This is a genomic window from Nocardia sp. XZ_19_385, from assembly GCF_015355755.1.
In the GTDB taxonomy this organism is placed as follows: Bacteria; Actinomycetota; Actinomycetes; order Mycobacteriales; family Mycobacteriaceae; genus Nocardia.
Map to the genome: position 1 here is coordinate 1,712,820 of NZ_JACVEE010000002.1, position 16,016 is coordinate 1,728,835.

A 16,016-nucleotide genomic window follows, 5' to 3' on the forward strand; every position below is an offset into this window, starting at 1 on the left:
GAAGCAATAACCTCGTCGCGGCGTTAATGGATTGACGAACGAGCCGCCCCGGAGAATCCGGGGCGGCTCGTTTCGTATTCGATTGTGTTGCTGGGAGCGGGCTTTTCAGCTCCGTGCGCCGGACTCCACGAGTTCGCGCTTCTTGGCCTCGCGGGCCAGCATGCGGTCGCGCTGTTCCTCGAACTTGATGACGTCGCCGGCCAGCTTCTCCAGGAACAGTCCCAGGCGCTCGCGCACTTCCTCACCGCGTGCGGTGAAGTCGGTGCGCTCGAAGATGTTCCACTTCTTCAGCACCGGCTGCACCACTTCCTCGAGGTGCTGGCGCAGGTCGTAGATGCCGTGCTTGGCCATCAGCACGCCGTTGCGGCGGAAGTTGGGCATACCCGCGCCCGGCATCTGGAAGTTCTCCAGGATCAGGGTGATCGCCTCGATGGTCTGGTCAGGGCTCAGATCCAGGGCGGCGCCGCACATGTTGCGGTAGAAGATCATGTGCAGGTTCTCGTCGGCGGCGACGCGCTGCAGCATGCGGTCGGCGATCGGGTCGTCACAGACCCGGCCGGTGTTGCGGTGGCTGACCCGGGTGGCCAGTTCCTGGAACGTCACGTACGCGACGGAGTACAGGAAGCCGGCGTCGACCTCGGCGGGGGAGGCGAATCCGTTGGTCATGTGGATCATCCGGGCCTGTTCCAGCGCGACCGGATCGACGCCGCGGGTGACCACCAGGTAGTCGCGCATCACGATGCCGTGCCGGTTCTCCTCGGCGGTCCAGCGACCGACCCAGGTGCCCCAGGCGCCGTCCATGGAGAAGTTCTCGGCGATCTCGCGGTGGTAGGACGGAAGGTTGTCCTCGGTGAGCAGATTCGTGATCATGGCCGCTTTCGCGACCTCGTTCAGCTGGGACTGCTCCGGATCCCAATCCACCCCGCCGAGTGCCGCGAAGTTGCGGCCTTCATCCCACGGGACATAGTCGTGCGGATGCCATTCCTTTGCCAGGGAGAGGTGCCGGTTGACGTTTTCTTCGGCAACCGGCTCCAACTCCGTGAGCAGCTCGAGTTGAGTCAGATCCCTTGCCATGTAATAGCCCTTCATGAGTGCGTCCACGCTTGCAGGTCTTCCCCGAGTAGACCATGCCGATGCGGCCATACCTTACGGCACCGTAGGTGTGATGCGAAACGCATACACCTGACAAATCGAGCCCGGTGATGCACCTCATACGACATCGTCGGCGTACCGCGTGAGCCCGAGTGTATGCCTCCACGGTGAATTCCCCGGTGGCACCGGATCGAGCCTTGCGGGCATCGGGTGGTCTATCGGCGCGCACCGGAAGTTGTTAGCGCGCCGGGTGTGGCGCGTGCTGTGGACGGCTCCCCGGCAGGCGCGGCGAGAGCTTCGCGGTGCCGAGATCGGCTGTCCGGACCAGGAAACGAGTCAGGCGCCCGGTGGGATACCGGGCGCCTGCGGGAGTGCCCCCAGTAGGGCTCGAACCTACGACCTGCGGATTAAAAGTCCGTAGCTCTACCAACTGAGCTATAGGGGCGCGAGGGGCAGTGTAATAGGCGTGGGGCGGAACCCATAACCGGGGGAGTGGTCGGGTTCGGTTGCGGCGCGGGCCGGCGGGGCGCCCGCACGGTGCGGGGTAACGCCCGGGCCGGTCGTAACGATCTTGGCGGTAACTGGTTGCCCCCCAGCTTTGTTCATTCCCGCAAGTCCGGGATATCATCGAAAGATGTTGTGCACCAAAGGCTTTGAAGCCGTTGGGGGTGTGGAGACGAAGTCCGGGGGCGGATGGCTGGAACGCGCGGCGCAGGCGCGCGTGGCTCGGGCCGGCGGGGACCGCGTCGGCCGGTTCGAATGAACAGCGCTGCGGCGCTGGCGAATTGGGACACCAGCGGCACCGGCCCTGAGGTTTGCGGATCATTTGCTGTAACGCTAACTTCGGCATCCTGGCTATCTGACTCTTCAGTTTGCCGCGTGTCGGATGTCGATTCCAGGTACCGTTACGCATTGGTGAATTCCGGACGAATCGTCGGCGCGGCCGGTGGTCCGGAATTCGGCTTATCGTTGTTGTGCCCCAACGTGTCGCGACTGGTACGCACCAATCGCGGCCAGTCGCAAGCGACGCCGCAGGAGGCTGATCCGAGAAGAAGGCGAACCCGGGTGCGCACCCCCTGCAGCGCACCCGGGCAGGAAAACTATACCAGCTGGTGTGTTTCAGGTTTTCGACAAGTTTTCATACCAAAAGTTTGAAACCTGGGCGATAAACCGGTTTGAAGTATTGAAAAATCCCATAACTTCGCGCCAAGGGTCCGTTCCATTTCGGGGGGTTCGATTGGCGGCGATAAGGCTTCGGAGGCGTTTCGAGCATGGCACGGCAGCAAGAGCGGGCCCGCCGGACACGTGCGGCGATAATCAGGTCCGCCGCCGTTGAGTTCGGGAAGAGCGGCTATGCCGCTGCATCGCTCAACCGCATATTGGAAGGTTCCCGCGCGACCAAAGGCGCCATGTACTTCCATTTCGATTCCAAGGAAGACCTGGCGCGTGCGGTCCTGGAGACGGCGGTGGAGCGTTATCGCGCCTCCGCCGAACGTTGGCTCGCACGAACAGATCTCGGTCCCCTCGACACCCTGCACGGGATGATCGACGAGATGGCGCTGCGACTCGAGCACGACATCATCGTGCAAGCCGAGAATCGGCTCATCATCGAACCGGACTTCTACCGGGACGTGCAGTCCGGTGGCGGCCGCATCCTGGCCCGGGCGACTCGCACCCTCGCGGTGCGGGCCATCGAGCACGGGCAGCTACGCACCGACGCCGACCCGGACCGGTTCACCCGCACCCTCACCGCCGCCCTGGCCGGCCAGCGCTGGCTGGTCGATACCCTCGGTGGCGGTGTTGATCTGCGGGCTCGGTTCGCCGAAGCGCTGGAGGTGATCGTCGAGTCGATGGCCACTCCGGAGTGGACCGAGAAGTTCCGCGCCGACGGCTGGCGTGCCTCCGCGCGGCTCGAAGAGCTCGGATTGGCGCTCTGACCAGCCGATTTGGAACTCTCACACGGCCTGTCATAAGCTATGCGAGCTCCCAACGGAACGCAACACACCGTTGAAAGCCGGTCTGGAGTAATCCAGGACGAGCCCCCTTCGTCTAGCGGCCTAGGACGCCGCCCTTTCAAGGCGGTAGCGCGGGTTCGAATCCCGTAGGGGGTACGGTCTTCGGACTGTTGGTAGCACAGTAAGGCCCTGTGGCGCAGTTGGTTAGCGCGCCGCCCTGTCACGGCGGAGGTCGCGGGTTCGAGTCCCGTCAGGGTCGCAAGTGTGTGAACGCCGGAGTAATCCGGCGTTTCGCATTAAGCATGGCATTCGTTCCGGGTGCCTGCGGCCAGGTAGCTCAGTTGGTACGAGCGACCGCCTGAAAAGCGGTAGGTCGCCGGTTCGATCCCGGCTCTGGCCACCACAATCCCTCTGATCCATTCTGGGTCGGAGGGATTTTTTTGCGTCTATACCCGTCTGGTTACCCGGGTAGCACGCGTTCGAGGGCCGCGACGGAGCCGTCGACGGCAAGTCCCATCGTCATCGCCGTCCGCAAGGTCACCGCCGCGGTGAAGAGCGCGACGAACACCTGCGGCGGCGCGGTGACCGTAGCGTCGGGCCGGCGTTCGGTCGAGCAGGGGCGCACATCGATCCGGCCGCGGTCGGCGATGATGTCGCAGCCGTCGCTCAGGTCGCCGAGGCGAACGACGCTCGCCGGCTTGTCGGGAGTGGAGTCCCTGCACAGGTGGCGCAGCGGGAGCGAAAACCAGTGCACCCGAAAAGCGTTGTCGTCGGGTGGGACAACCATCAGCGGGGCGCCCCACCGGGTCAGCTCGCGGACCACGCCCCCGAGATCCCGGCCGCGTTCGGTCAGGCTGATCAGCGTGGCAGCGACCGGCGGCGGTTCGTCGTGGCGGGTGATGAGCCCGGTGCTCTCCATGTCGCGGAGGCGATCGGCCAGCAGGTTACTGGCGATGCCGGGCAGCCCGCGGCGCAGGTCGGAGAAGCGGCAGGGCCCCTGCGTGAGCAGCTCGCGGACGATCAGCAGGACCCAGCGGTCGCCCACCAGGTCGAGAGCGCGGGCCATCGAGCAGTACTGGTTGTACGAACGCATATCCACAGACTAGCAAGGTGGTTTAAAATCTCTATCAGCTGGTTTAGTTTCTCAATCACATTTCTAGGTAAGGGAGATCGCTATGACCGTCGTCAACGACCACGCACCCGCCGTGCTCAGGGAGTACTACCGGATCCTCACGGGCGGGATCGAGAACTATGGGGACGGCCGGGATCTGGCGCCGCTGCTGGCCGACGACCTCCACTTCGAAGGGCCGATCGCGGGGCAGGTGACGGGGTCGGCGCCATTTCTGCAGGGGGTGCGTGGGTTCATCGCCAATGTCCAGAAGATCGACCTGATCCAGGAGGTCCACGGCCCGAACGGCACCGCCGTGCTCTACGACGCCCACCTGCCCGAAGGCGCCTCCCGGCTCACCGAGTTCTTCACCTTCGCCGAGGGGAAAATTCAGCGACTGTGCATCCTGTACGACCCCGCCGACTACCTCGCCAAGGGCGGCGCCTGATCGCACTCCGGCGTCATCTCGGAATCCCGCGTCGTAGTCGCGGGATTTTCCGTTGTTCGGTGGGATGCTGGGGGTATGGCTGATGAACAGTGGTACTACTGCATGAAGCATCATCGGGCTGAGCAGGGGAAGAAGTGCTGGTTCGGGGATCGGTTGGGGCCGTACCCGGATCAGGCGACTGCCGAGCGGGCGCTGGAGATCGTGAAGGCGCGCAATGAGCGCGAGGATGCCAAGGACTCGTGGGGGAACTGACGGAGTTCTGCGGGGTCTAGGTGGAACTGCTCAGGGCACGGTCAGATCGATCAAGTACGGTTTCTCGGTAAGTTTCGTAGGAATCCGACGAATGCTGGTGAGCAGGGAGGGCGACCCTTGAGGGTTACCGTTGTTGTGCCGACCTACAACGAGCGGGAGAATCTGCCGGTGGCGGTGGAGCGGCTGACGGCGCTTCCGGTGTCCGACCTGCATGTGCTCGTGGTTGACGATAATTCCCCGGACGGGACCGGTGAGGTGGCCGACAAGCTGGCGGCCGAGCTGCCGAACGTTGTCGGGGTGCTGCACCGAACCGAGAAGGACGGGCTCGGGCGCGCATACATCGCGGGCATCACCCGCGCGCTCGACGAAGGCGCCGACGTGGTGATCCAGATGGACGCCGACCTGTCGCATCCCGCCGAGGTCATTCCGGCGATGCTGGAGAAGCTGGAGACCACCGACGCGGGCGTGGTGCTCGGGTCGCGGTACGTCCCCGGCGGCTCGACCGCCTCGGAGTGGAAGTGGTACCGCAAGGCGCTCTCGGCGTGGGCCAACTTCTATGTGAACCTGCTGCTGCGGCTCGGCGTGAAAGACGCGACCGCCGGGTTCAAGGCGTGGAAGGCGGATACGTTGCGCGCCATCGACGTTGCCTCGATCAAGAGCAACGGCTACTCGTTCCAGGTGGAGATGAACTACCGGACCGTGAAGAAGGGCTTCCGCATCGCGGAGGTGCCGATCCGGTTCGAGGAGCGCACCCTCGGTGCGTCCAAGATGAGCCTGAAGGTGCAGCTGGAATCGGCGCTGATGCCGTGGAAGCTGCTGTTCGGCCGCTCGGTTTAGCTTCGGCAACGAGAAGGGCCCTGCATCCATGGGATGCAGGGCCCTTCTCGTTCGCAGGTGTCACCCTTCGATCAGCTTGCGGCGCAGGCCCTCGGTGGCGACGACCAGGGCGGGCACCAGCGTCAGGTGCGTGACCGACAGCGCGATGGTGGACGCGGTGTCGAAGTCGGCGCTGATGGTCATGGCGATGGTGCCGACGGCGAGTACCGAGCCGACCACCGCGGCGACGCGCAGCACGCCGACCCACTTGTAGGACAGCAGCGCGGCGGCGCCGAGGCCGATCAGCAGCGGGACGATGGTCAGCACGATGATGCCGCCGGGTGCGACGCTCGCCGTCTGGCCGGCGTCGGTCATTTCGAAGGTGCCGCCGGCGGCCGCGCCGATCAGCCAGACGAGGACGTTGGCCAGCAGTGCGGCGCCGATCGCGCCGAAGACGGCGACGGGACGGCTGAGGGCGGGAATGCGGGCGGTGGTTCCGGTGATGGCGGTCGCGGTGCTCATGATGATCTCCTGTGGTGAAGCTGTGAAGTTCGTGTGAGACCTATCCTGAAACCTCAACAATTGTCGAGGTCAATCCCGTTGGGCCGCACTGTGTCCCACTTCACTCTGGAGATGTTCCTAGCGAGCCGCCTCGTCCCGCGCTACTTCGGTATCAGGCCAGTCCAGCAGGGTATCGAGGTAGAGCTGCCGGACCGCGGCGACCTCGTCGTCCATATCGGCCGGATCCCAGCCGCTGACATCGATGGGTGGCAGCAGGGCGACATCGACCGTGCCCTTGCGCGCGATCATCGAGTCACGCCAGGAGATTTCACCCGCGTTGCGGATCACCACCGGGATCACCGGAACCCCGGCCTGGTGCGCGATATGGAACGCGCCCTTCTTGAACGGGCCGACTTCCGGTGTGTAGGACCGGGTTCCCTCCGGCGAGATCGCGATCGACAGCCCGGCCTGCAGCGTCTGCACCACCGGCGCCAGCGCGGCTCGCGTCTGGCTGGCGTTGCTGCGGTCGATGAAGGTGACGCCGACGAAACGCATGAGCGGTCCGAAGATCGGATTCCTGGTCAGCTCCTTCTTACCGATGCCGGTGACACCGCCGTCGAGCACCTTGGGCACGATGATCACGTCGAACTGGCTCTGGTGGTTGAACAGGAACACCGCGGGCCGGGGATCGTGCGCGTACTCGGCGCCGGCGGTCACCCGCAGGCGCACGCCGAGCACCTTCAGGGTGGCGCTGGTGCCGTAATCCATCAGGGCGTCGGCCATTTTGCGGCGCTGGCGGGTGTAGGACTTGCTCAGCACGCCCGCGAACGCGCCACCGAGCAGCGCGATGAACGCCGCGATGGTGCGGACGTAGTCGGCGGGGCGCGGAGACTGGCGGGGCCGGAAGGTCAGTGTCGGCCAAAGGCGTTCGGTGGCGGCGACGGTGAGCTTGCGCTCCGGGTTGACCGCTGTGGGATGCGCGACCAGCGCCAGCAGCGGCAGGTCGGAAACACCGTCGCTGTAGGCGTAGCTCCGGGTGAGGTCGAGGCCCCGCGTCGCCGCGAACGTGCGCACCGCATCGGCTTTGCCGTTGCGCCACAGGGTCTTGCCCGCCGCATAGCCGGTGAGCGCACCGTCGACGGTGGCCATCGGCGTGTACAGCACGTGAGCGATGCCGAGCGCCGCGGCGGCGGGCGCCACCTGGAAGCGGGTCAGCGCGGTGACCAGCAGCACCGTGTGGCCCGCGGCCTCGTGGGTCCGGATCAGCTGCCACGCTTCGGGATACAGGTGCCCATAGATGGTGCTCTTGAACAGCTTCGCGCCCAGCTCGTCGAGTTCGTCCTCCCGCTGACCCGCCAGCGCGAAGGAGGCCTGCTGCAGGAACCGGCTGTACTCGCCGTCGGTGAGCCCGTTGCGGATGCCGCCGAGCAGGGTCGCCGCGGCGGTCGCTCCGCGCTGGAACATCCGCCGATACAGCCGGGGCCGTACGAAACCGTCGGCCACGGCGCCGAAGTCGAACACGGCCGCGATCTGCGGGCCCTGCGGCCCGGTGCGGATCGCGTCGATAGTCTCCTCGAGGTTCACCGCGCGGGCTCCCGGTTGGACGGGTCCAGTGCGGCGGCCCGGGAGATGCGGGCGGTGATGGTGCGCAGCTGCCGGGCGAAGTCGCCGCGGCGCTCGGACAATTCGGCGCGATCCGTGGCCGACTCCGCTCCAACCGGCGTCAGCAGGCCGTGGTTGTCGGCGAGTTTCAGTGCGCTGGTGAACAGTTCGGTGGAGACCGACTCGGGGCTGTGCAGCCGCTGCTGCAACATCATCTGCTTGCCGACCTTCACGCATTCGTCGATGAACTGCTTGCGATCCACCTCCACCCCGGGGTCGCGGGCCTCCAGGCGTTCGGCGACCACCAGTTGCGCTTCGAAGAACGAGCGCAGCACGCGGTGCGCCATCATGAATCCGGAATCGGTGAGCTTGCCCAGGATGTCGGTGCCGAAGGTGTCCTCGCGGGTGTGGCTGCGCCACTCCGGGTCGACCCGCAGCATCTCGTCGGTCATCTGCGCGGCGAATTCGCTGCGGTCCGGGAAGAAGAATTCGAACTTGAGCAGATCGCGCAGCCGGAAGGCCTCCTCCCAGCCGGCCTGCAACTGGTCGGAACCCTCGGAGGCCATCGCGGCCAGGATGGATAGTTCGAGGATGGCCCGGTTGACGAACCAGTGCACGCCGCTGTTGCGATAGAACGCGGCTTCCAGGTGCGCGCCGGGTTCGATGGAGTACACCGGTTCCAGCCCGCCCCGATAGATGGTGACCACGTTGGCCAGCGAAAGTTGTTCCAGCACAACGGCGAGGCTCTGCTCGTCGCGCAGCGCCGCGAGTTCGCCGCTGGGCAGGCCGCGTTTGTCGATGTAGTAGAGCACCGGGTCCAGCACGGCCCGCACCTCGCCGAGGGTGAGCGCGCGGTCGTGCACGCCGAGCAGCGCCAGGGTGGCCAGGGCATTGACGGTGATCGGGGTGACCGCGTTGATGCCGACGGCGATCTCGAAGGCCAACCGCTGTACGGCTTTCCGCTCCAGCGCGTCGATCTCGGCGTCCGGTCCCGAAACACTGTCCACGCCTTGGGCGTCGGTGCGGTGCAGTGGAATCGAGGTGGGCGGATCGGTCATCGGGTCACCGTGGGCCGCGAGCCGGTCGCGGGCCGAAAGCGGTTCACCGAAGCGGACATACACGTGCCCGGCGGAGTGCTGCTGGCTGCGGACATAGCGGGCCAGCCAGGCCAGGCCCTCCGGCTTCTTCTTCCCGCCGACCTGTTCGTGGGCGATCGCGCCGAGCTCGTTGAGCCGCTCGTAGGTGATCGACACCGGCACCAGCAGGACGTCGTCGACCCGGTTCCGGCGGACCGCGGCCGCCAGGTAATTCAGCAGCCCGTAGCGCGGCGGGCGGAGCTTGCCGGTGCGGGTGCGCCCGCCCTCGAAGTACCACTCCAGGTTGAAGCGCTTGGTCAGCAGGTAGGCGAAATACTCCTCGACCACCGCCTTGTAGACCTCGTCGTCGCCGAAGCTGCGGCGGATGAACACCGTGCCGGTGCGCCGGGCGATCGGTCCCATCGGCCAGAAGCTCAGGTTCGCGCCGCCGATGACGTGGTTCGGCGGAAAGTCGTTGCGGGCCAGCACGTCACCGAGCACGAACGCGTCCACGTAGGAGCGGTGCGAGGGCAGGAACACCAGCGGGTAGCGCCGGTTCAGCGTTTTGAGGCTGGTCAGGCCGGATTCGTCGGTCTCGACCTTCCAGGTGGAGGCGTGCACCGGACGCATGGCCTGGGTGAACAGGTCCGACACCATCCGGGACTGCGCGGCGACGAGTTCGTTGAGCCCTTTCTCGGCGCGGCGGTACACCTCGTGGGTCGGCGTATCGATCTGGTCGGCGATCAACTCCAGCCGCCGCAGGAACTCGGGGCGATCCAGGATCTCCTCGGCCACCAGCCGCGGCACCTTGTACCGGTCGCCGATGATGGTGCGCTCGGCCCGTTCGAGCGCGACCACGCCGGCGCGCACGATGGCGCGGGCGAGCGGCTCCCCGGAGCCGGCCGACAGCATCGCGGTCGCTTCGCGATTATTCGCTCGAAGTTCGCTGAGCAGGGCGGGCTGGCCGGTGAGGACCACATGCCGGTCCGGGTCCTTGCGCGCCAGCCGCCGCTGCGCCAGGCGATTCGGCTTGCGCGGGTTGGTCATCGTCGCGAGGTCGGTGAAGGTGATGCGCCGCACGCCATCTCGCTCCGGCGGCAGCCACAGCACCCGCACCGGCACCACCAGCGGATCGTCGTGCCGGCCGACCAGCCGGGTGGCGATGGCGCCCGCGTCCAGATCCAACTGGGTGACCGGCACCGCGCCGCCGAACTCCTGGGCGATGCCGCCGGCGTTCAGCCAGTCCCCGATGATCTGCCGTTCGACGGGTGAGGACGCTTCGATCAGGGCCACCACCGATTCGGGCGTCGTGCGCTGAGCCGGTGTGGATGCACCTCGGCCGTGATCGATCATGATGTCCCTCCGGAAACTGGCGATCCCCCTATTCAAGCGTCACCGAACGGATCCCGCAGGTATCTCGGGCTCCCGAGTGGCACCGAGCCGCCGAAGCCGGCGAATTCAGGCGCGGCCCGCGAGGAACGCGGTCAGCGAGTCCAGCAGCATGGTCGAGCCTTGCTCGGCCATATCGCGTTCCTCGGCGGAGCCGCAGTTCTGGCTGAGCACCACCTCGGTGCTCTGTCCCTTGTCGGTCAGGTCGAGCTCCATGGCGGTCTCGCCCATCGGGGTCTGCATGCTCAGCACCAGACGCTCCTTCGGCTGCACCTCGAGGTAGGTGCCGCCGAGCTCCGTGCGGTTGCCCTCCGGATCCACGATGGCGGCGGACCATTCGCCGCCCACGCGGACATCCAGGTGGACCGAGCCGGCCTCGGCGTAGGACCACTGCTGGTACTGGTCGGCGATGGTCCAGGCCTGCCACACCGTGTCCACGGGCGCGGCGATGGTGCGGGTCAGGCGGTAGGAGAAGTCGCTCATTGTCATCATCTCTTTCTGTTTTCATCGAGTGGGTTCGCTGTTAGGACGGCGAAGCCGGGGCGAACTTATCGCGAATCCGAGTGGCCTGCATCACATCTCCGGTCCAAGGCCACCGACCTGCAAGTGGACCGAGACGACGGCGGGTCGGCAGGCCAGGATCGAATCATGTTGGAGACGGCGGCGATTCTCGGAGTGACGGCTGCGGCCTTGGGGTTGGTGCTGACCCCGGGGCCGAACATGATGTATCTGGTGTCGCGGACCGTGTCGCAGGGGCGACGGGCCGGGTTCATCTCCCTCGGCGGGGTGGCGGCCGGGTTCGGCGTGTACCTCGCCGCGGCGACGGCTGGGATCACCGCAGTGTTCGCCGTGGTGCCGGGGCTGTACGTGGCGGTGAAATTGCTTGGTGCGGCGTATTTGCTGTGGCTGGCCTGGCAGGCGATCCGGCCCGGCGGGACCTCGGTGTTCGCGCCCGGTGAGTTGCCCGCGGATCCGGCGCGGCGGCTGTTCACCATGGGGCTGGTCACCAATCTGCTGAATCCGAAGATCGCGATCATGTATATGGCGCTGATTCCGCAGTTCGTGGCGCCCGAGCGCGGCCAGGTGTGGTTGCAGAGCCTGTGCCTGGGCGCGGTGCAGATCGTGGTGGCGCTGACGGTCAACGGGCTGATCGTCGCCGGCGCCGGCGGGATCTCCGGGTTCCTGTCGGGGCGGCCGCTCTGGTTGCGGACGCAGCGGTGGGTGATGGGCTCGATGCTCGGCGCGATCGCGATCAAGTTGGCCACCGACAAGGCTCGCCCCGTTCCCGCCTGAGCCGAACCCGGGTGTCGCGGAGCTCACGGCGAGTCCCACGTGCCAACCTGCAGGGCAGGTGCGCACGAAGGGAGCGATAGATGAGCGCTGGGGCCGACCTCATGGCTGGGCAGCTGGTGGAGGCTGCGCAGCGCAGCGGTGAGCTGCTCGGGGTCATCGCGTTCGCGACCTCGGGTGCGTTGCTGGCGGTTCGCAAGAACCTCGATATCTTCGGCATGGCCGTGCTGGCCTGCTCGACAGCGCTCGGCGGCGGCGTGATCCGCGATCTGCTCATCGGGCGCACACCGCCCGCCGCGTTCACGGATCTGACCTACTTGACCGCGGCGTTGCTCGTCACGCTCGTCATCTTCTTCCGGCATCCCTCGGCGCGGCTGACCCGGGGCCCGCTGGAGATCGCCGATGCGATCGGCCTCGGATTGTTCTGCGTGACCGGCACCGTCGTTGCTTTCGCGCACGGCGTCGGCGCACCGTCGGCCGCGCTGCTGGGCATGGTCACCGCCATCGGCGGCGGCGTGATCCGGGATCTGCTGGGCGGGCAGGTGCCGAGCGTGCTGCGCCCCGATCAAGACCTGTACGCGGTGCCCGCGCTCTTCGGTGCGGCCACCACCGCGGTACTGCTGCATTTCGGCGTGTACCAGGCCTGGACCGGATTCCTGGCCGCCGCGCTGGCCATCGTGTTCCGGCTGCTCGCGCGCCGATTCCAGTGGCGCGCACCGCAAGCGCGCCACACCACGGCTTAGACGCGAGCGCCCGCGCGCAGTCGGCGCACGCCTTCGTCGATGGTCGCGTCCTTCTTGCAGAAGGTGAAGCGCACCAGCGGATCCCACGACTTCTTGTCATCGGCGAAGACGCTGACCGGCACGGCCGCGACGCCGAGCCGTTCGGGCAGCTCGCGGCAGAACTGGAGCCCGTCGGTGCTGCCCAGCGGCGTGATGTCGGCGCAGACGAAATAGCCGCCCGCACTGGACTTCACGTCGAAGCCGGTGGCGGCGAGGGCGGCCGCGAGCCGGAGTCGCTTGTCCGACAAGGTGTCCCGCAGCGCCGCGACCCAGCCCAGTTCGTGCTCGAGCGCGTGCGCGACGGCGGGCTGGAACGGCCCGCCCGCGACGAAGGACATGAACTGCTTGGCGGCGATCACGCCGTCGATCAGATGCGCGGGACCGCAGGCCCAGCCCGTCTTCCAGCCGGTGACGCTGAAAGTCTTGGCGGCACTGGACACTACGACGGTGCGCTCGGCCATGCCGGGCAGGGTGGCGATGCTGATGTGCTCGCGTCCGTCGAAGACGAGGTGCTCGTAGACCTCGTCGGTGAGCACCAGGAGGTCGTGCTCGCAGGCGAGTTCGGCGATGGCGGTGAGATCGGAGCGGTCCAGGATGGTGCCGGTCGGGTTGTGCGGGGAGTTCACCACGATCATCCGGGTCGCCGGGGTGATGGCGGCGCGCAGGCTGTCCAGGTCGAGGACGAAGCTGTCGCCGTCGGCGACCAGGCGCGCGGTGCGCCGGGTGGCGCCGGCGAGTGCGACCGAGGCGGCGTAGGAGTCGTAGTAGGGCTCGATCAGCACGACTTCCTGGCCGGGCTCGACCAGGCCGAGCAGCGCGGCGCTGATCGCCTCGGTGGCGCCGACGGTGACGAGCACCTCGGTGTCGGGGTCGTAGCGCATTCCGTAGCGGCGGGCGCGGTCGCCGGCGATGGCGCCGCGCAGCACCGGCATGCCGCGGCCCGGCGGGTACTGATTGAGCCCGTCGGCGATGGCCTGGCGGGCGACTTCCAGCATGCCGATGGGTCCGTCGGTGTCGGGGAAGCCCTGGCCGAGATTCACCGCGCCGTGGCGGACGGCGAGTTCGGTCATCTCGGCGAAGATCGTCGAGGCGAAAGGGCGCAGGCGGGCAACGGTCGCGGAGCTGGTGGGCACCCTCGAAGAGTAGCCCAGCGGTCGCTATCGTTGCCATGCGATAGCGAAAGGCTATGTTTCACATTTGAATTGACGCCTCTACCTGCATGGTTGTGCGGTTTCTGGAGGGCGGCTAGCCTCGCCGTGTTCTATCTCACATACCGCCCGTCGGGCGGAATTCTCGAAAGGGGCGCTCATGGCCTCGTATCTCGACCTGGTACTGCAGCCGGCCGCGTCGGAGGTCGCCGGATCAGTACTGGGTTACCTCCGCGACATCGCGCACGACCTGATCGGCGGAACCTTCCTCGGATCCGCCACCGGAGATTTCTTCGGCGGTTCCTCGACCGGCAACCACGGCACGGGATCCTCGACGGGTGATTTCTTCACCGGCTCGACCACGCCGTAGTCACGAGTAGGTGCCGGGCCGGGCGATGAGGGTCCGGCCTGGTCACCTACAGGCGAACGCCGGACAGTTTCGCGGGATTGGCGTGATCGTAAGTGCCCCAGACGGTCCCGTCGCTGACGGTGAAGCCGACGACCCGGGCCGGTCCGTCGTCCCGCTTCAGGATCAGACCCAACTGGCCGTTCACCAAGGCGAATTCGTAATGCATGGTGGCATTTTCGGCGTCGCCGAGGTCGTACTTGGCGGTCAGGCCGAGCAGGAATCGGGCGATCCGCTCCGCGCCGTCGATCACATTGACCGCCGTGGACGTGGTGCCGTTGGCATCGCCGACCATGCGCGAATTCGGGTGCAGCGCAGCGGTTACCGCCGCGACATCACCGGCCGAGAGCGCGTCGAGCAGGCGGCGCACCGCGGCCTCGTGCTCGGCATCCGGCACCGGCTCCGGAACTCCCGCCACCGCTTTGCGAGCCCGTACCGCCAGCTGACGCGCGGCATCGGCGGAAATTCCGAGGATGTCCGCGATTTCGTCGAAGGGCACCGAAAGTCCGTCGTGCAGTACGAAAGCCACGCGCTGCGGCGGTGTCAGGGTGTCCAGCACGACCATGGCCGCCAACCGGCATTCCTGTTTGCGCACCACCTGATCCAGGGGGTCGGGCGCGCGCGACGCGGTCATGCCGGTGACGACCGGCTCCGGAAGCCATTGCCCCACATATGCTTCGCGCCGTGCGGCGGCGCTGCGCAGGCGGTCCAGGCAGATTCGGGTCACGACGGTGGTCAGCCAGGCCCGCAGATCGTCGATCTCGGATTGGTGCACGCCCGCCAGCCGCAGCCAGCTCTCCTGGACCGCGTCCTCCGCGTCGCTGACACTGCCGGTCAACCGGTAGGCGACAGAAAGTAGATGCGCCCGATGCGATTCGAACAGATCAGCGAGAAAAGCGGCTACCACCGCTGGGATTCTACGGGGCCCGGAGATCCGCCCGGCGCACCGGATGCGCATGACACCATGAATGCTGTGGAGGAACGCACGCTCTCTGACGGCGCCGTGGTGCTGTCGCCGCCCACCGAGGCGGATATCGACACCATCACCGCCTGCTGCCAGCACCCCTCGATCGGCGCATGGGTGACCATCCCGATCCCGTACCGGCGCGAACACGCCGAGGCCTTCATCGAGGACGGGGTTCGTCCCGGCTGGGCCAACCGCAGCCCCACCTGGGCGCTACGGCCGGACAAGGACGGCCCCGTGATCGGCATGATCAGCCTGGAGGCACTGGATGCCTCGGCCGCCGAGGTCGGCTATTGGCTTGTCCCCGAGCAGCGTTCGCGCGGGCTGATGTCGCGGGCGCTGCGCATGGTCTGCGATTACGGTTTCGACCCCGGGACGTTGGGGCTGCAACGAATCAACTGGCGCGCGTTCGCCGGCAATCGCGCGTCGGCGGCGGTGGCGGCGCGCAACGGGTTCCGGTACGAGGGCATGATGCGACTGGGCAGCGTGCAGCGCGGAGCGCGCCGGGATACCTGGGTCGCGGGGCGGCTGTCCACTGATCCCGGACTGCCGGTCATGGACTGGCCGGTCTGATCGCGATGGCGGATGACGCGCGGTTCCGGTGGATCGTCGAAACCATGGATGTGGGGCCTGCGGATCGGGTGCTCGAAATCGGGCCGGGCTCCAGCGATTCGATCGCGTGTATCTCCGAACGCCTGGACGACGGGCACTACGTCGGCATCGACCGCTCCGCCACGGCGATCGCCCGTGCCGTCAAACGTTATGCGGCGCTGATCGATTCGGGCCGGGTGCGGCTGGCGCAAGTGGGCCTCGAAGAGCTGCGACTGGATCACACGATAGACGGAATTGCCTTTGCCCCAGGCGATTTCGACAAGGTACTCGCTGTCAACGTGAATCTGTTCTGGACCAAACAGCCGACCGCCGAACTCGCCGTGCTCCGGCAGCTGCTCGGCCCTGACGGAACACTCAACCTGTTCTACGGCTACGGCAGTCCCGACGCGGCTGCGACGAGCCCGAAAGTGCCGCCCGGCAAGCTCGTTCAGCATTTGGCGGCGGCGGACTTCACCGCACGCGCAATAGTCGCGGGCGACCTGCTCGGCATCATCGCCCGGCCACGTTGACTGCAGCGCTGGAATTCTCCCTAACTTGTTGTGCATAGCTCACATCCCGATATGTGGAGTTGATGG

At 66.8% G+C, this 16,016-nt stretch carries 17 protein-coding genes and 4 tRNA genes; 12 read left to right on the plus strand and 9 right to left on the minus strand.

The genetic code is table 11. The features are described from left to right. Positions 1-105: 105 nt before the first annotated feature. Positions 106-1,074, minus strand: coding sequence for an acyl-ACP desaturase (locus tag IBX22_RS20770; RefSeq protein ID WP_194817835.1), 969 nt, complete (start codon positions 1,072-1,074; stop codon positions 106-108). A gap of 390 nt (positions 1,075-1,464) precedes the next feature. Beyond that, positions 1,465-1,537: transfer RNA gene (locus tag IBX22_RS20775), tRNA-Lys, on the minus strand. Between the two features lie 826 nt (positions 1,538-2,363). On the opposite strand from IBX22_RS20775, the gene IBX22_RS20780 reads away from it, so the two are divergent. The 4 genes from IBX22_RS20780 (at position 2,364) to IBX22_RS20795 (ending at position 3,450) form a co-directional block, all read left to right on the plus strand. After that, positions 2,364-3,029 carry a TetR/AcrR family transcriptional regulator gene (locus tag IBX22_RS20780; protein WP_194817174.1) on the plus strand — a complete coding sequence of 222 codons (666 nt, stop codon included), beginning with the start codon at positions 2,364-2,366 and terminating at the stop codon, positions 3,027-3,029. A 101-nt stretch (positions 3,030-3,130) separates the two neighbouring features. Next, positions 3,131-3,203 (plus strand) — tRNA-Glu (locus IBX22_RS20785). A 29-nt stretch (positions 3,204-3,232) separates the two neighbouring features. Further along, positions 3,233-3,306: transfer RNA gene (locus tag IBX22_RS20790), tRNA-Asp, on the plus strand. A 67-nt stretch (positions 3,307-3,373) separates the two neighbouring features. Continuing rightward, positions 3,374-3,450, plus strand: a tRNA-Phe gene (locus IBX22_RS20795). A gap of 57 nt (positions 3,451-3,507) precedes the next feature. On the opposite strand, the gene IBX22_RS20800 is transcribed toward IBX22_RS20795, so the two are convergent. Further along, on the minus strand, positions 3,508-4,140 hold the full coding sequence (locus IBX22_RS20800) for a winged helix-turn-helix transcriptional regulator (RefSeq protein ID WP_194817175.1): 633 nt from the start codon (positions 4,138-4,140) through the stop codon (positions 3,508-3,510). A gap of 82 nt (positions 4,141-4,222) precedes the next feature. On the opposite strand from IBX22_RS20800, the gene IBX22_RS20805 reads away from it, so the two are divergent. From IBX22_RS20805 to IBX22_RS20815, 3 genes are all read left to right on the plus strand, one after another. Next, complete coding sequence (locus IBX22_RS20805) at positions 4,223-4,603, plus strand: nuclear transport factor 2 family protein (RefSeq protein WP_194817176.1); 381 nt, start codon at positions 4,223-4,225, stop codon at positions 4,601-4,603. 75 nt (positions 4,604-4,678) lie between these two features. Next, complete coding sequence (locus IBX22_RS20810; RefSeq protein WP_194817177.1) at positions 4,679-4,855, plus strand: hypothetical protein; 177 nt, start codon at positions 4,679-4,681, stop codon at positions 4,853-4,855. A 117-nt stretch (positions 4,856-4,972) separates the two neighbouring features. Further along, complete coding sequence (locus tag IBX22_RS20815) at positions 4,973-5,692, plus strand: polyprenol monophosphomannose synthase (RefSeq protein ID WP_228538900.1); 720 nt, start codon at positions 4,973-4,975, stop codon at positions 5,690-5,692. Between the two features lie 60 nt (positions 5,693-5,752). Here the strand turns inward: IBX22_RS20815 and IBX22_RS20820 are convergent, their stop codons facing one another. The 4 genes from IBX22_RS20820 to IBX22_RS20835 all read right to left on the minus strand — a co-directional run bounded on the left by IBX22_RS20820 (position 5,753) and on the right by IBX22_RS20835 (position 10,722). Beyond that, entirely contained in the window at positions 5,753-6,196 is a 444-nt protein-coding gene (locus tag IBX22_RS20820; RefSeq protein WP_375540273.1) for a DUF6069 family protein, read from the minus strand. A gap of 114 nt (positions 6,197-6,310) precedes the next feature. Beyond that, positions 6,311-7,756 carry an HAD-IB family hydrolase gene (locus tag IBX22_RS20825; protein WP_194817179.1) on the minus strand — a complete coding sequence of 482 codons (1,446 nt, stop codon included), beginning with the start codon at positions 7,754-7,756 and terminating at the stop codon, positions 6,311-6,313. Beyond that, positions 7,753-10,203, minus strand: coding sequence for a glycerol-3-phosphate 1-O-acyltransferase (locus IBX22_RS20830; protein WP_194817180.1), 2,451 nt, complete (start codon positions 10,201-10,203; stop codon positions 7,753-7,755). The genes IBX22_RS20825 and IBX22_RS20830 overlap by 4 nt, the downstream gene beginning before the upstream one ends. A 105-nt stretch (positions 10,204-10,308) precedes the next feature. Next, positions 10,309-10,722 carry an SRPBCC domain-containing protein gene (locus tag IBX22_RS20835; protein ID WP_228538901.1) on the minus strand — a complete coding sequence of 138 codons (414 nt, stop codon included), beginning with the start codon at positions 10,720-10,722 and terminating at the stop codon, positions 10,309-10,311. A gap of 165 nt (positions 10,723-10,887) precedes the next feature. On the opposite strand from IBX22_RS20835, the gene IBX22_RS20840 reads away from it, so the two are divergent. Both IBX22_RS20840 and IBX22_RS20845 read left to right on the plus strand, forming a co-directional pair. After that, complete coding sequence (locus IBX22_RS20840; RefSeq protein WP_194817182.1) at positions 10,888-11,532, plus strand: LysE family translocator; 645 nt, start codon at positions 10,888-10,890, stop codon at positions 11,530-11,532. Between the two features lie 80 nt (positions 11,533-11,612). Further along, a complete protein-coding gene (locus IBX22_RS20845; protein WP_194817183.1) occupies positions 11,613-12,272 on the plus strand; it encodes a trimeric intracellular cation channel family protein in 660 nt (219 codons plus the stop codon). On the opposite strand, the gene IBX22_RS20850 is transcribed toward IBX22_RS20845, so the two are convergent. Beyond that, positions 12,269-13,444: a pyridoxal phosphate-dependent aminotransferase gene (locus tag IBX22_RS20850; protein WP_194817184.1), complete on the minus strand. Its 1,176-nt coding sequence runs from the start codon at positions 13,442-13,444 to the stop codon at positions 12,269-12,271. The genes IBX22_RS20845 and IBX22_RS20850 overlap by 4 nt on opposite strands. A gap of 175 nt (positions 13,445-13,619) precedes the next feature. Between IBX22_RS20850 and IBX22_RS20855 the strand changes: the two genes are divergently transcribed. Beyond that, entirely contained in the window at positions 13,620-13,829 is a 210-nt protein-coding gene (locus IBX22_RS20855) for a hypothetical protein (protein ID WP_194817185.1), read from the plus strand. Positions 13,830-13,875: 46 nt separating this feature from the next. Here the strand turns inward: IBX22_RS20855 and IBX22_RS20860 are convergent, their stop codons facing one another. After that, positions 13,876-14,772 (minus strand): sigma-70 family RNA polymerase sigma factor, encoded by an 897-nt coding sequence (locus tag IBX22_RS20860; RefSeq protein ID WP_309234711.1) that lies wholly within the window; start codon positions 14,770-14,772, stop codon positions 13,876-13,878. Positions 14,773-14,838: 66 nt separating this feature from the next. On the opposite strand from IBX22_RS20860, the gene IBX22_RS20865 reads away from it, so the two are divergent. Continuing rightward, the gene (locus IBX22_RS20865; protein ID WP_194817187.1) at positions 14,839-15,402 is read left to right on the plus strand and encodes a GNAT family N-acetyltransferase; all 564 of its coding nucleotides are present in this window, start codon (positions 14,839-14,841) and stop codon (positions 15,400-15,402) included. Positions 15,403-15,446: 44 nt separating this feature from the next. Then, positions 15,447-15,950: a trans-aconitate 2-methyltransferase gene (locus tag IBX22_RS20870; RefSeq protein ID WP_228538902.1), complete on the plus strand. Its 504-nt coding sequence runs from the start codon at positions 15,447-15,449 to the stop codon at positions 15,948-15,950. The last annotated feature ends 66 nt before the right edge of the window (positions 15,951-16,016 follow it).